The sequence below is a fragment of the Glycomyces sp. L485 genome, assembly GCF_022548875.1.
Taxonomy (GTDB): Bacteria; Actinomycetota; Actinomycetes; order Mycobacteriales; family Micromonosporaceae; genus Glycomyces.
Window position 1 is genome coordinate 41,813 of record NZ_JAKZEW010000016.1, and the last position, 13,394, is coordinate 55,206.

Consider the following 13,394-nt stretch of genomic DNA (forward strand, 5'->3'; position numbering starts at 1 on the left):
CGGCCCGGAGCGCTGCTCCGGGCCGTTTCGCTATCCGGGGAACGTGAACGGCGCGGAGCCCTGGACGAGCTGTCCGTCGGCGTCCTCGACCGGCTCGATGGTAGTGCTGTAGACCCGGTACAGGACCGAGCTGATGACGACTATGTTCGGCTCGCCGCTGTCCTGGTCGGGCTCGACCGGGTCGGCGGTGTTGGCGGCGATCTGCTCGGCCAGCGGATACGGGGAGGTCCCCGCCTGGTCCTCGATCTCTGCGTTGTCGAGCGCGACGCGGAACAGCTTCTCGCCGGTGCCGCCGGTCCGCTCGCCGGCGACCCACACCCAGTCCTCGGAGCTCCAGGCGACGTCGGTGACGGCGGTGATGCCGAGACCCAGGCGCCTGAAATCGCCGATCTGGAAGTTGCCGTCGGCGTCGTGGCTGAGCGGGACGGCCCAGGCGCGGCCGCCCTCGACATAGGCGAGGCGGCGGCCGTCGGCGGCGGCGGACAGCGCCTCCACCTCCTCCCCGGCGAGGACCTGGGCGGCCTCCGAGTCGGTGTCGACTGCGGTGAGGACGCCGTCGTCGATGAGCACGACGGTCCTCTCGGTCAGCCACTGGGGGTCGCGCAGGTCGCCGGTGACGCCTTCGACGGTGGTCATGTTGCGGTCTCCGGCACCGATCTGGAGGACGTCGCCGTCACCGGTGTCGACGACGGCGGCGATCCGGTGGTCGGCGGCGACGGCGACCTGTTCGAGGCCGGGCGTGCTGAATCCGACCCACGGGTGGTCGGAAGAGTCGTCGGTGACCCGGTCGTTCGCGAACTGCCACACGGTGTCCTCGGAGATGAAGTAACCGACCTCGTCGTTCTCGTCGGTGACCGGCGCGATCGCGTTCCAGTCGCGCCAGTCGGCGAGGCTGCCGGTGGCGACCTCCTCACGGTTGATGCGCAGCGAGAACTCCCCGGTGAGGCCGAGGCTCCAGGCGATCTGGGCGGCGATCGCGTCGACCGTCTCCGCGTCGAGCTCGGTGGGCTGCTCGCCGAGGGTCAGGTCGATCGCGACGACGTCGTCCTCACGACTGGACTGGCCGGTGGTGCCCGAGGGTATGGCCGAGCGGGCTGCCGGGCGGACCCAGTCGAAATTGCCCTGGAGGAGCCAGCCGAGCCGGATGCCGTTCGCGGTGTTCTCGTCGAGGTTGTCGTAGATCCACCGCAGGTCGGGCACGAGCAGGTCGGTCTCGCCGGCGGCGCCGGTGGCCTGGAAGTAGAGGGGGGCCTGGGCGTAGGCGCTCTGGAACTGGCTGCGCAGCATCATGGCCTGCCTGGGCAGTTCGCTGATGGTCCAGTTGTCCTGGAGGCCGTCGCGTTCGAGGACGAACTGCTCCTCGTACTCCCGAGGCGCGTTGTTCATGAGCACCGATCCGTCGGGCAGGTAGGTGCCGACGACCGAGCCGGTGACCGTGACGGTCTGCAAGTCCACATTGGTGCCGTCTCCGAGCGTGTAGTCGACACCGTCGAGCAGGCCGATGCCGTCGGCCGTCTCGGAGAACTCCCGGTCGCCGCCGGTGAACTGGTTCAGCCGCTCGTCGCGGCCGTTCGGCTCGCCCGAGGAGGCCCTCAGGAAGTTCTGGACCGTGGTGCTCGCGTCGTTGGTCGGCAGGAACTCCTCGGGCTCGACCGGGGACGACTGGTCGAAGTCGGTGGGAGCGGGCTCGATCGGCTCGGGGGCCGAGGAGCCGGGGATGCCGCAGGAGGCGAGCAGCGGCACGGCGAGGCAGGCGGCGGCGAGACCGGCCAGGGTCCTATCGCGCATCGTCGGCCTCCTCGTCGAGTCGGAGCGGGATCGGGGACGTGATGACGCGGTTGCCAGCCTGGAGCGGCAGGGTGAGCACGAACAGGGTTCCGCGCCCGGGCGCGCCCGCGGCCTGGAGCGTACCGGAGTGCAGCTTCGCGTCTTCGAGGCTGATGGCCAGGCCCAGGCCGGTGCCGCCGGTCTTGCGGGTGCGGGACGGGTCGGCGCGCCAGAACCGGTCGAAGACACGCTCGGCATGGCCGGGTTTGAGGCCGACGCCGTGATCGCGGACTGCGACGGCGACGGCGGTCTCCGATTCTGCGACGGTGATCTCGACGGGTTTGCCCTCGGCGTGCTCGATGGCGTTGGACACGAGGTTGCGCAGGATCCGCTGGACGCGCCGCGAGTCGACCTCGGCGACCACGCGGCGGCCGGGACCGGTGACGGCGATGGTGACGCCGCAGTCCTCGGCGAGCGCAGAGTACTGGTGGACGACGTCGTCGACGATCGGGTTGACGTCGATCGCGTCGACTTCGAGGGAGGCGAAACCGGAGTCGAAGCGGGAGATCTCCAGCAGCTCCTGGAGCAGGTCCTCGAAGCGGTCGATCTCGTGTTGGAGCAGCTCGGTCGAGCGCTTGGTGACCTCGTCGAAGTCGTCGCGGTTGTCGTAGAGCAGGTCCGCGGCCATGCGGATCGTCGCCAGAGGGGTGCGCAGCTCGTGCGAGACGTCGGAGGTGAAGCGCCGCTGCATCATCGACATCTCCTCCAGGCGCCGGATCTGGCTCTGGAGGTTCTCGGCCATGAGGTTGAACGAACCGGCGAGCCTGGCGAGGTCGTCGGAGCCGCGGACCTCCATGCGCTCGTGGAGGAGGCCGGCGGCGAGCCGCTGGGAGGTGCGGGCCGCCTCGCGCACCGGCGTGACCACCAGGCGCGTGACCAGGGCGGCGATGACGCCGAGGAGGAGGACGAGGGCGATGCCGGCGAGCGCGAGGTTGGTGCGCAGGAGACTGACGGCGTCCTGCTGGGAATCGAGCGGGTAGAAGGCGTAGAGCTCGTACTCGACGCTCAGTTCGATCGGGGCGCCGACGACGAGGTAGGGCATCTCGTCGGCGCCTTCGAATTCGTAGGTGGCGTACTGGCTGGCGACCGAGCCGTCGCGGACCAGCTCGCGCAGCTCCTCGGTGGGCGCTTCGATGCCGGTGACCGGGTGTGACTTGACCACGTCGCCGTCGGTGGTGCGCAGCATGATGACCGGCGCGAACACCGGATCGTCGGAGAGGTCGTTGACGACGCCCTGCATGGTCTGGCCGAGCGTGGGGTCGCCCGAGGAGTTGTAGTCCGACAGCTGCTCGGCTGCGCGCTCGACGGCGTTGCGGGCCTCGTCGGCGGCGGTCTCGCGCCGGTCGGTGAGCAGGCCGGTCGTGAACGATCCGGCGACGACGAAGCTGAACGTGATGACCAGGACGGTCGAGGCGATCAGGGTGGAGGCGACGACCCGCAGCTGGAGCGAGGCGCGGAACCGGACGACCAGCGGATTCGCCGCTCGGCCCGCAAAGTCGAGCAGCGACCGGCCGAGCCTTTGCGGCCATGCCGGTCCCCCGCCGGAGAGCGGAGCGCTCACTATCCCAATCCGGCTTTGTACCCGACGCCGCGGACGGTCTGGATGAGCTGCGGGCGCTCTGGGTCGGGTTCGATCTTGGCGCGCAGGCGCTGCACGTGGACGTTCACCAGGCGCGTGTCCGCCGAGTGGCGGTAGCCCCAGACCTGCTCCAGGAGCACCTGGCGGGTGAAGACCTGGCGGGGCTTGCGGGCGAGCGCCACCAGCAGGTCGAACTCGAGCGGCGTCAGCTTCACCTCGGCGCCGTTGAGGGTCACCTGGTGCGCGGGCACGTCGATCTGGACCTGGAGACCGGGCTTGCCGATCTCCAGGCGCTCGGGCGTGACGTCGTCGCCGCGCCGAAGGCGGGCGCGGATGCGGGCCACGAGCTCCTTGGGTTTGAACGGCTTGACGATGTAGTCGTCGGCGCCGGATTCGAGGCCGAGCACGACGTCGACCGTGTCGGACTTGGCGGTGAGCATGACGATGGGCACGCCGGACTCGCCGCGGATGGCCTTGGCGACGTCGATGCCGCTCATGCCGGGCAACATGAGGTCGAGCAGGACGATGTCGGGACGGTGTTCCTTGAACGCGGCGAGCGCCTTCTCGCCGTCGGTGACGAATGTGGGGGTGAAACCTTCGGTGCGGAGGATGATGCCGAGCATCTCCGCCAGTGCCGGGTCGTCGTCAACGACGAGTACACGTGCTCTCATGGACACCAGTTTTCCACCTCACAAAAGCCGAGAGCACCACGGGTGGTCACCCGTGGTGCCCCAACTGTATCGACTAAAGCTCCGCTTTCTTGGCCCGAACCGGGTCGGCGTCCGCGGCGATGGCCTCGAACGGCTCCCGGCCGAGGCTGATTTCACCGAGTTGCACCATTTCTCGCTTGGTGAAGAACCCGACGATCCAGTCGGCGAGGATGCGGCTCTTGCGGCCGACGCCGGGCACGCGCGACAGGTGGTAGCCGCGGTGCATGGTCCAGGCGAGCAGGCCCTTGGCCTTGAAGCCGTACGTGTTGGCGACGCCCTTGTACAGGCCGAGGCCGGCCACCGAGCCGATGTACTTGTGCTCGTACGGCTTGAGTGCCGCGCCGACGTGCTGGGCGTAGATGTTGTCGGCCAGCACCTGGGCCTGCCGGACGGCGTGCTGCGCGCTCGGCGTGCAGAACGGCATCGGGAAGTCGGAGGTGTCGGGGACCTGGCACGAGTCGCCGGCGCCCCAGGCGCCTTCGACGACCTCGCCGACCTGCGTGGTGCCGGGCTCGACACCGCTCGCGACCTGGAGGCGCGTGTTGCACTCCAGGTGACCCTTCGGGCCGATCGGCAGGTCCGTCTTCTTGAGCAGCGGGTTGGGCATGACGCCGGCGGTCCAGATGATGGTGTCGGAGTCGAACTCCTCGCCGTCGGTGAGGACGACGTGGCCGCCCTCGCAGGACTTCAGGGTGGTGCCGAGGCGGATGTCGACGCCGCGCCTGGTCAGCTGCCGGGCGGCGTACGCGCCCATCTGCGGGCCGACCTCGGGCATGATCTTGTCGGCGTACTCGACGAGGTACCACTTGATCTCGTCGGCGTCGAGCTCCGGATAGCTCTTCACGATCGTGGCCGTCAGGTCCTCGAGCTCGCCGAGGGTCTCGGCGCCGGCGAAGCCGCCGCCGACGGTGACGAACGTGAGCGCCTTGCGGCGGATGTCCGGGTCGGTGGTGCTGGCGGCGACGTCGAAGCGCTGCAGGACGTGGTTGCGCAGCCAGATGGCCTCGCCCATGGACTTGATGCCGATGGCGGCGTCGGCCAGGCCGGGGATCGGCAGCGGGCGGGAGACCGAACCGGGGGCGACGACCACCTGGTCGTACTCGATCTCGCGGGTCGGACCGGCGATCGGCTGCACGGTCAGCTTGCGCAGACCGTGGTCGATCTCGGTGACGCCGCCGGTGACGATGGTGCAGTGCTTGAGCGCTTGGCGCAGCGGCACCACGCCGTGGCGCGGGGAGATGTTGCCGGCAGCCGCCTCGGGCAGGAAGGGCTGGTAGGTCATGTGCTGATTGGGGTCGATGACCATCAGTTCAACTTGGCCGCGCTTGATGTCGCTTTTCAGCTTCTTGCTCAAGCGTTCGGCAACGTAAAAACCGACGTGACCGGCACCTATCACGACTATACGTTTCACGTGTTCAATTCTGACTACGGGAACTGGGGTTGTGTAGTGAACGTGCGAGGACGTAGATCACTGTGAGAGCCGCCATGATTCCGATACCCACTGCGACGGCCGCGGGCATCGCGGCGAAATAGGCGGTGAACAGGGCCAGAATCCCGGCGAAGGCCAATGTCGAGACCGAAACTATTCCCAGGTGGCGCGCCCAGGTGAGGATGATCTCACCGTCCACTGCGGTAGTCGTACGAAAACGCTGGGCGACGGTCGCGGCCGAATGGCCCGCGTACAGCAGGACCGCGACGAACGCGGCCGTCCACAGGCCGGCCGGGGACTCGTCCACGGCGGTGCCGGCGAGCCAGGCGCCGATGACGACCCCCGAGAGGACGAGCGGCGCGATCCCGCGGGGCCGGGACGCGGCGAGCACGGCCGCGATGACGACGAACACCACGTACATCGCCGAAGTCGCCCACTCGGGCGGGACGGCGAGTTCGGCGGCGATGAAGTAGGACAGGCCGACCGTGACGCGCATGAACACGGCAGCGGGCGCCAGTCGGCGCAGCCACGAGCCGATCTCGCGGCGGGCCGTTCGGACGCGCACACGGGTGCCTTCCCTGACCGCCTCGAACAGTCCGCGCTGGACATCGCTCACCGGTACCGCCTCCTGACCAGGGCCGCGAGGACGTTGTCGAGCGAGGCCGAGCCGCTCCACGGCTCGACGGCGACGCCGAGGTCGCTCAGCTCCATGACGGTGTTGGACCGGTTCAAACGCCACAGCCGCTCCGCGTACGGCGTCCAGTGCGTGCGCATCGGCGGGGCGACATAGTCGGGCAGGGTGTCGACGCACAGCACCGCGCGGCCCGAGCGGGCCAGCGCGGCGACCAGGCCGACGGAGCGGTCGGTGAGCAGCGGCGTGAACACGACATGGAGGCTGCGCTGGTTGTCGAGCTGTCGGCGCAGCATGTCGACCGACGGCGGCAGCGGGTCGGGCGGGATGTCGACCGAAGCGAGCCAGCGCAGCACCGCGGTGTTGTGGCGCCGGCCCGCGCCGCCCCGCATGCGGCGCCCGCGCGAGCCGAACTCGACGCAGCCGACGCGGTCGCCTTGAAGCGCGTAGTGGGCGGCGACGGCTCCGGCGGCTCGGACGGTCAGGTCGGCCACGGACGCGGTGCCGTCGATGCCGCCGGACTCGCCCGCCTCGAGCTGGAGGTCGAGGATGAGGGTGACGTCGGTGTCGCGTTCGGACAGCGTGGCGTTGACGTAGAGCTCCTGGGAGCGGGCGGAGGTGCGCCAGTCTATGCGGCGGAGCCGGTCGCCGGGCTGGTAGAGCCGGACTTCGGCGAGTTCGCCGGAGTCGCCGAGGCGGCGGGAGCGGTGGACGCCGGCGACGCCGTCGGCGAACGGCAGGGACTCGGCCGATTCGAACCAGTCGGGGACGGGCAGGACCCACACCTTCGTGGACGGGACGACTTGGACGGTGGTCTCCAGCAGGCCGCCGCAGGCGAAGGACTGGACGTGCATGGGCCCCAGGTGGTGGCCGCCCCAGCGGCGGGCGTGTCCGGCGACGGTCATCTCGCGGGCGCTGGCCGGTCCGATGCGCTCGGCGAAGTCGCCGCGGCCGACGTGCAGTTCGATGAAGTGGTCGGCGGCGGCGGTGACGAGGGTGGTTACGGGAGCGGGCTCGGCGTTGGCGACGGTGAGGACGGCCGTGGCGGTGCCGCCTTCGGCGCAGGTGTCGTCGGTGACGCCGAGGGTGGTCTTCGGAACGGCGGTGGGCCTCTCGCGCAGGAGCAGGGCGGTGCCGACGACGAAGGGGGCGGCGAGGAGCGCGAGGTCCACGCGCCCGAAGGCGACCGAGGCGAGCAGGCAGGCGGTGGCGATGACGACGGCCCGGGTGAGGGAGGCGGTGCGGCGCCACTCGACGGGTTTCTCGCGGGGACGCTGCCGCGGCGTCCGGGCGTTGTCGGTGCGCAGACGCAGCGCCGGGTCGGCTGCCAGGCTCATCGTCGGGCGGGGATCTCGCCGTAGGTGGGACTCTGTGCGGTCTGGGGGGCGTCGACGCCGTGGCAGATGTCGGCGACGACGACGGCCGGGTCGATGCGGCGCATCCACAGTTCGGGGCGCAGGGTGATGCGGTGGGCGAGCGCGGCGCCGGCGACGCCTTTGACGTCGTCGGGGGTGACGAAGTCGCGTCCGGCGAGGACGGCCAGGGCGCGGGAGGCGAGCAGCAGCGCGAGCGACCCGCGCGGCGAGGCGCCGACCTGGAGCTGCGAATGGTTCCGGGTGGCGGCGACGATGGCGACGATGTAGCGGCCGACGGAGTCTTCGACGGTGACGTGTTCGAGGGCCTGCTGCATCTTGACGAGGGTCTCGGCGTCGATGACCGGTGAGAGTTCGGCGTCCTCCTGCCTTCTGGAGATGCGGCGCTGGAGGACCTCCCATTCCTCGTTCTCATCCGGGTAGCCGAACGAGACTCGGAGCAGGAACCGGTCGAGCTGCGCTTCGGGCAGCTGGTAGGTGCCTTCGAACTCGACGGGGTTCGAGGTCGCCAGCACCGTGAAGGGCCGCGGCAGCCGATACGTCTCGCCTTCCACGGAGACCTGCCGCTCCTGCATGGCCTCCAGCAGAGCGGACTGAGTCTTCGGCGGGGTCCGGTTGATCTCGTCGGCCAGCAGCAGGTTCGTGTGCACGGGCCCCTTGCGGTAGACGAACTCGCCGGTCTTCTGGTTGTACAGGAATGAGCCTGTGACATCGGCGGGCAGCAGATCCGGCGTGAACTGCAGCCGCCGGAAGTCGAGCCCGAGGCTCTGCGCGAAGCACCGGGCGGTGAGGGTCTTCCCGAGGCCGGGCAGATCCTCCAGCAGGATGTGTCCCCCGGCCAGGATCCCGGCGAGCACGAGCCGCAGCGACTCCTCTTTGCCGACGATGACCGACTGGACGGACCCCAGGACCGCCTGGGAGTGCCGCGCCACCTCGTCGAGGCTGATCGGCGGGCTGTCGTCGTGCTGCATCAGATCTCCTCGATCTTGGTGAGGTATTCGTCGAGCTGCCAGGGTGTCGGGCAGTCGGCGACCGGTCGGGTGAGGAACGCGTAGGTGCGTTCGCCGAGCAGCTCGCGGCACTGCTCGGGGTCGGCCTCCATGGAGAGCCCTCGGCGCAGGCGGAGACGCTCGTCGACAAGTTCGACGAGCTGGCGCTTGACGGAGCCGCTCTCGAAGCGGCCGGGTTTGGTCTCGGCGAAGATGAGCTGGTCCTCCCAGCGGTTGACCTCGACGAAGGGCCGCCAGGTGGGGGCGTTGACGGTGCGGGTGAACAGTTCGGGGGCCGGTTCGGCGTCGGTGCGGAGGGCCGAGACGATCGAGCCGGCGGCGAGCGAGGCCAACCCCAGGAGCACCAGCTGCCACAGCAGCAGGTCGACGCCGGAGAGGCGCGCGAGCCCCCAGATCGCCGCTGCCGCGGCGACGACGCCGACGGCGGGCCAGAACGGTACTCGCCCGAACGGGGCGAGGAACTCCCTCATCGCCTCTCCCGGACGCCGAGCTGCCGCTGCAGGTCGACGAGTGCGTCCCGGGCACGGTCACGATCGGCCTCGCCGACCGCATGGGGCGAATACCGGGCCAATAGATAGGCCTCCGACAGCCGCTTGAGCGACTCGCCGTCCAACTCATGGTGCTGCAGCAGCTTCCGCACCAGATCAGAAGGCGTGTCGGACGGCTCCCGCGGGATCCCGACCCGCTCGCCGGCGCCTTCGAAATGCACCCAGCAGGCGATGATGGCGCTGCGCGGGTCGGCCCCGAGGTCGATCTCGGCGAGCCCGGCCGCGACGGCCCGCTCGACGAGGGCGATGTCGCGATGGAGGTGCTCGGGTTCGGGCTCTGGCCGGGCCTCGCGGACCTCGGTGTCGACGAGCCACCACATGAGGCGCCTCGCCAGGAACACCAGCAGCAGCGAGACCGGAACTCCGACGAGGATCGCCAGCGCCAGCCATGAGATCCATGAGGGCAGCGAGGCGTCATCCCGCACTTCCTCGGGCATCTCCTGGGTCGGCGGGAGTTCCTCGGGCTGCGGAGCGAGGGCCGGAGGTTCGCGGGTGCCCTCCATCTGGAACGGCAGCTCGCCCTCACGCCACTGAACTCCAGTCCCGTGGGCGGCGAGCCCGACGACGATGAGCGCGGCGACGGCCACGACGACGGGCAGCCAGCGGTGGCGCGTCAACCCGCGCTCCGCTTCTGGATGATGGGCCGTACCGAGACGGCGTGAGTCATGGGAAAACCTCGTGAGGGCGACTTCAACTCATGTTGCGTGACGCCCACCATAACGCCCGAACCGCACTGCCGCCCACCAGCCCTGCTCACCGTTGATACCGCTTGGCGAGGTACTCCTCCACTGCTGCTCGGCTGCTCAGCCACCGGCCGGCCTCGTTCTTCGCCGCGCGAAGTCGGCCGCGGATGGCGGCGGCGCGAAGCGACGGCTCATTCACCGCATCGGTTGTGAGACTCGCCAACGGCACCAGTTGCTCTCGCGCCGCGAGCGCGGGCAGGGCGAACCGCTCAATGCTGTCCAGCACCTGTCGGACCAGCATTTCGGCAAGTCTCGAGAGGTTTCCCGCGTCGGCGGCCTGCAGACAGTCGAGGTAGCGATCGCGATGCCGTTTCTCGATGACGATCGGCGTGAACCCCCGCCGGGCCAGCAGCAGATTGAGCAGCAGACGACCGGTGCGGCCGTTCCCGTCAATGAACGGGTGGACCTGCTCGAACCGATGGTGAAGGTAGGCGAACCGCTCCATCACATGTCCACCTGGAAGTTCGTCCATACCGCAGGCCTCGTCGACCCAGGTTCGCATCTGCGAATCGACCTCGGTCCAGGACGGCGGCTTCATGCCGCCCGGGAACCTCGCTATCTGGTGACGCCGGAAATCGCCGGGGCCTTCTTGTTCGGAGGCGTGCGGATGCGGTTCGACCTCCCAGACGAGCCGCATGGTCTGGTAGTGGACATTGCGGACCTCCTGCAATGTCAGCAGAGGCCGGTCCGCCTGTCCGGCGCCCCCGCGCCTCGCCTGGCTATAGACCCACTTTGCGGCGTCCGCGTACCCGCGTACCTCGAGGTATTCGACCATCGGCTTCGCATGGGTGGTCCGGCCCCGTTCGAGCAGTTGCTCCACATCCTCCAAGGCGAGCGTGTTGCCCTCGATGGCCGTGCTGTGGTGAGTGTCGCGGTGCCACAGGTCCGACCAGATGTCGGCGGCCTGCTCCTCACTCGGGAGGCCGCCGTAATCCTCATTGAGCTGGGCTATCGCAGCGTCGAGACGCTCGTACAACGAGCGCCGAGAGGGCCTTCCGCGGGGAGCCATCATCCTCCCAAAAGAGTTCGGCAATGAAAGAATTATTGTATCGAACACATTTGATGATCTGGGTGAAGCGACCTCGGCAGGAAGGGCAACAAGCACCAGGGTCAAGACTGGTTTGCGATCCCGGATAACGCGCCGAAGCAGACGAAGGGGTGCCATGGGCGGTTCTCCCCCACTGCGGCGAGGGCTTCGGCCGGGCTCGCTCCTGTGGCGCAGCAGCGGTGGTAGTCGACCATCATCTCGGCGGCAAGATCGTCGGGGACGCGGCCGAGGCTGGAGACGACGGTGGGGGTGCCGGCGTGAAGGAGAGCGGCGGTGAAACCGAGCGTCTCGTGCCCCACGGCGACGGTCGAACGCCCGAGATCGCAGGAGGACAACACGACGTGCCCGGGCGGCTGGTCGAGGCCGAGGAGCTCATAAGCGTTGAGCGGGCCCTGGCGAAAGTCGAGCCGGGAGAACAGGACGTTGTCGGGCTCATGGTGCCCGTGGGCGGCGAGGTGTGCCACCGAGGCGCCGTCGAGGGCTTTGAGGATCAGTTCGGGATCGGACTCGTCGGCGCGCATGAGGTGCGCACCGGGGTATAGGTCCGCGATCGAATCGATCTCGGTTCCAGCGGTGTTCAGCGCGGGACCCGCGGCGACGAGCGCGGGTCCGTGGACCGCAGGGCGACTGACGGCGCGCATCCAAGCTTCGGAGGACGGAGCGACGGTCATTGGGCGCCCACGGAGCGGAGGCAGCAAAGGCCAAGGTACCCAGGCGATCTGGCTATGCGGCACGATGACGACCTGCCGGTCGCCGACGAACTCGCTGATCGGATACCAAATGCCGTCAGCAAGTGCCTCGGCATTGCGGCGCAGCGAACCTTCGACGCTGAGTCGCAGGCGATCAGGAAGCTTGAACGGCGCGCCCAGCGCATCGAGGTCCGCTCCGAGGCGACGGCCGGTCTCGGCGGCGGCATCGAGTTTCATCAGCTGAACATGCCGAATCGATCCCGCCCCGGCGAGCACCGCGCGCAGATAGCCGCCGACCTCGAAGAGGTTGACGATGACCGTGCCGCGTTCTCGCGCGCGCTCGTGAATTCGCTCGGCCGGGATTCGCTCGGACTGCTGACGCGGCCCCGGCTTCGTCCTGTCGTAAGCGCGGATCTCCTCTTCGAGTTCATGAACGCGCTTCAGCGCCTCATCCGCCTCCTTGCCCTCGACTTGCAAGTCCCACAGGCGCTGCCGCGCCTGGCGCAGACGCGCCAGAGCCTCGCGCGCCTCGGGGTCCGCACTCGGCTTCACAGGAGGAATGCGCAGGGCCTGTCCGCGACAACGCTCGGCCCATTCCAGCATCATCACGGGACTTCCACTCGTGGTGGCTCCAGTCAGTCCCATGCTCGCGAGCTGAATGCCGAGTGCCGACACGCCCGCCTGAAACTCCATGGAGCCGAACTGGGTCCGATACTCGTCGAGTAGGTTCAAGCCGGCCTGAAGCGCCGGGAACGGGTCCCGGTTCCGTGCCCGAGCCAGTTCGGCCAGCGCCAGATGCCGCGCCAAGTTCGCAGGAAGCTGCTCGTATCCCTGCGCCTCCAGCGGCCGAGAAAGCCGTTCCTGAGCGGTCTCCAGATCGCCTGCACGGATGTACGAGCGAGCCGCCAGAATCCTGGCCTGGTCTAGGCGCAGGGTCAGACCGCGGCTTTCAAGCGCGTCGCAGAGCCTGTCCACCTTGCTGGAAAAACCGGAGTCGTCACGTTCGGCGTCGAACCTTGCCTGGAGTACCAATAGCTGCGCGAGAAAGGACCACGTCTCGATGCCTTGCGAGTACAGCGAATCCAGAGCCTGCCGCGCCCAGGTCTCCGCCATTTCGTAGTCGCCCGATTCATGGGCGATCACGGCTCGGCGGTATTCGGTGAAGGCGGAGTTGCGAACATCGCCGTGCAGCCGCCAACTGGCGATGGCCTCATCGCAGTGCTCTCCGGCCTGTCGATTCATGCCGACTCGCATGAGCGCCTCCGCGTAGGAGCCATTGACAAATGCTTCCAGCTCGGGAGCATGCTCACGGTACAGAAGTCGCACTTGCTCGAATCCGGAGATCGCCCGAGTGATCTCCCCGAGATCCAGCCAGAACAGCGCCTCAGCATGTTGAGCCTTGGTTGAATGCACATGATGGCCCGCAACTGCGAACAGCTCACGGGCACGCTGTTCGCTCTTGAGCCCTTTCTGGAGCTCTCCAAGCTCTCGCCAGACCGCTGCCCGGTTGTGGAACAAAGCCCCGTAGAGCCAATCGGGCCCATGCTCCTCTAGCATGGGCTCTGCTTTTTCGAACCACTTCAGCGCCTCGGGTAGTCGGCCGTTCTGCCATAGGATGAAGGCTCTTTGATGGAGCAACATCCCGCGGTCTGCCGGTGTTGCACAAGAGTCAGCATGATCCAGCATCGCCAGCCCCGAAGGAGCGTCCCCGGAGAAAGCCAACCCGGGTGCGCGGATCGCCAGAATCATTACAGCCAGGCGAGCTGTGGCTGTGCCAGAAACTGGGGGATTCTCGGGATCCCATCCC

Annotated in this window: 11 protein-coding genes; all 11 read right to left on the reverse strand. The window is 68.5% G+C overall.

All coding sequences use genetic code 11. The features are described 5' to 3' along the window. Positions 1–30: 30 nt before the first annotated feature. Positions 31–1,788: an LpqB family beta-propeller domain-containing protein gene (locus L0U85_RS10265; RefSeq protein ID WP_241377669.1), complete on the reverse strand. Its 1,758-nt coding sequence runs from the start codon at positions 1,786–1,788 to the stop codon at positions 31–33. Further along, on the reverse strand, positions 1,778–3,388 hold the full coding sequence (gene mtrB / locus L0U85_RS10270) for an MtrAB system histidine kinase MtrB (RefSeq protein ID WP_241377670.1): 1,611 nt from the start codon (positions 3,386–3,388) through the stop codon (positions 1,778–1,780). The genes L0U85_RS10265 and mtrB overlap by 11 nt, the downstream gene beginning before the upstream one ends. Then, entirely contained in the window at positions 3,388–4,077 is a 690-nt protein-coding gene (gene mtrA, locus L0U85_RS10275) for an MtrAB system response regulator MtrA (RefSeq protein ID WP_026924637.1), read from the reverse strand. Before mtrA ends, mtrB begins: the two co-directional genes overlap by 1 nt. 73 nt (positions 4,078–4,150) lie before the next feature. After that, positions 4,151–5,509 carry an FAD-dependent oxidoreductase gene (locus L0U85_RS10280; protein WP_347177415.1) on the reverse strand — a complete coding sequence of 453 codons (1,359 nt, stop codon included), beginning with the start codon at positions 5,507–5,509 and terminating at the stop codon, positions 4,151–4,153. 22 nt (positions 5,510–5,531) lie between these two features. Beyond that, entirely contained in the window at positions 5,532–6,161 is a 630-nt protein-coding gene (locus L0U85_RS10285) for a hypothetical protein (protein ID WP_241377672.1), read from the reverse strand. Next, positions 6,158–7,513 carry a DUF58 domain-containing protein gene (locus L0U85_RS10290; RefSeq protein ID WP_241377673.1) on the reverse strand — a complete coding sequence of 452 codons (1,356 nt, stop codon included), beginning with the start codon at positions 7,511–7,513 and terminating at the stop codon, positions 6,158–6,160. The genes L0U85_RS10285 and L0U85_RS10290 overlap by 4 nt, the downstream gene beginning before the upstream one ends. Continuing rightward, on the reverse strand, positions 7,510–8,520 hold the full coding sequence (locus L0U85_RS10295; protein WP_241377674.1) for a MoxR family ATPase: 1,011 nt from the start codon (positions 8,518–8,520) through the stop codon (positions 7,510–7,512). The genes L0U85_RS10290 and L0U85_RS10295 overlap by 4 nt, the downstream gene beginning before the upstream one ends. Beyond that, a complete protein-coding gene (locus L0U85_RS10300; RefSeq protein ID WP_241377675.1) occupies positions 8,520–9,029 on the reverse strand; it encodes a hypothetical protein in 510 nt (169 codons plus the stop codon). Before L0U85_RS10300 ends, L0U85_RS10295 begins: the two co-directional genes overlap by 1 nt. After that, positions 9,026–9,724, reverse strand: coding sequence for a DUF4129 domain-containing protein (locus L0U85_RS10305; protein WP_241377676.1), 699 nt, complete (start codon positions 9,722–9,724; stop codon positions 9,026–9,028). The genes L0U85_RS10300 and L0U85_RS10305 overlap by 4 nt, the downstream gene beginning before the upstream one ends. 136 nt (positions 9,725–9,860) lie before the next feature. Further along, a complete protein-coding gene (locus tag L0U85_RS10310; RefSeq protein WP_241377703.1) occupies positions 9,861–10,955 on the reverse strand; it encodes a Fic family protein in 1,095 nt (364 codons plus the stop codon). Positions 10,956–10,960: 5 nt separating this feature from the next. Further along, entirely contained in the window at positions 10,961–13,336 is a 2,376-nt protein-coding gene (locus L0U85_RS10315; protein WP_241377677.1) for a CHAT domain-containing protein, read from the reverse strand. Between the last annotated feature and the right edge of the window lie 58 nt (positions 13,337–13,394).

What these genes read in the sequence shown, in the direction of transcription:
- L0U85_RS10265 (WP_241377669.1), bottom strand. Translation starts at nt 1,788, where the DNA reads ATGCGCGATAGGACCCTGGCCGGTCTCGCCGCCGCCTGCCTCGCCGTG.
- mtrA (WP_026924637.1), bottom strand. Translation starts at nt 4,077, where the DNA reads ATGAGAGCACGTGTACTCGTCGTTGACGACGACCCGGCACTGGCGGAG.
- L0U85_RS10290 (WP_241377673.1), bottom strand. Translation starts at nt 7,513, where the DNA reads ATGAGCCTGGCAGCCGACCCGGCGCTGCGTCTGCGCACCGACAACGCC.
- L0U85_RS10295 (WP_241377674.1), bottom strand. Translation starts at nt 8,520, where the DNA reads ATGCAGCACGACGACAGCCCGCCGATCAGCCTCGACGAGGTGGCGCGG.
- L0U85_RS10300 (WP_241377675.1), bottom strand. Translation starts at nt 9,029, where the DNA reads ATGAGGGAGTTCCTCGCCCCGTTCGGGCGAGTACCGTTCTGGCCCGCC.
- L0U85_RS10315 (WP_241377677.1), bottom strand. Translation starts at nt 13,336, where the DNA reads ATGATTCTGGCGATCCGCGCACCCGGGTTGGCTTTCTCCGGGGACGCT.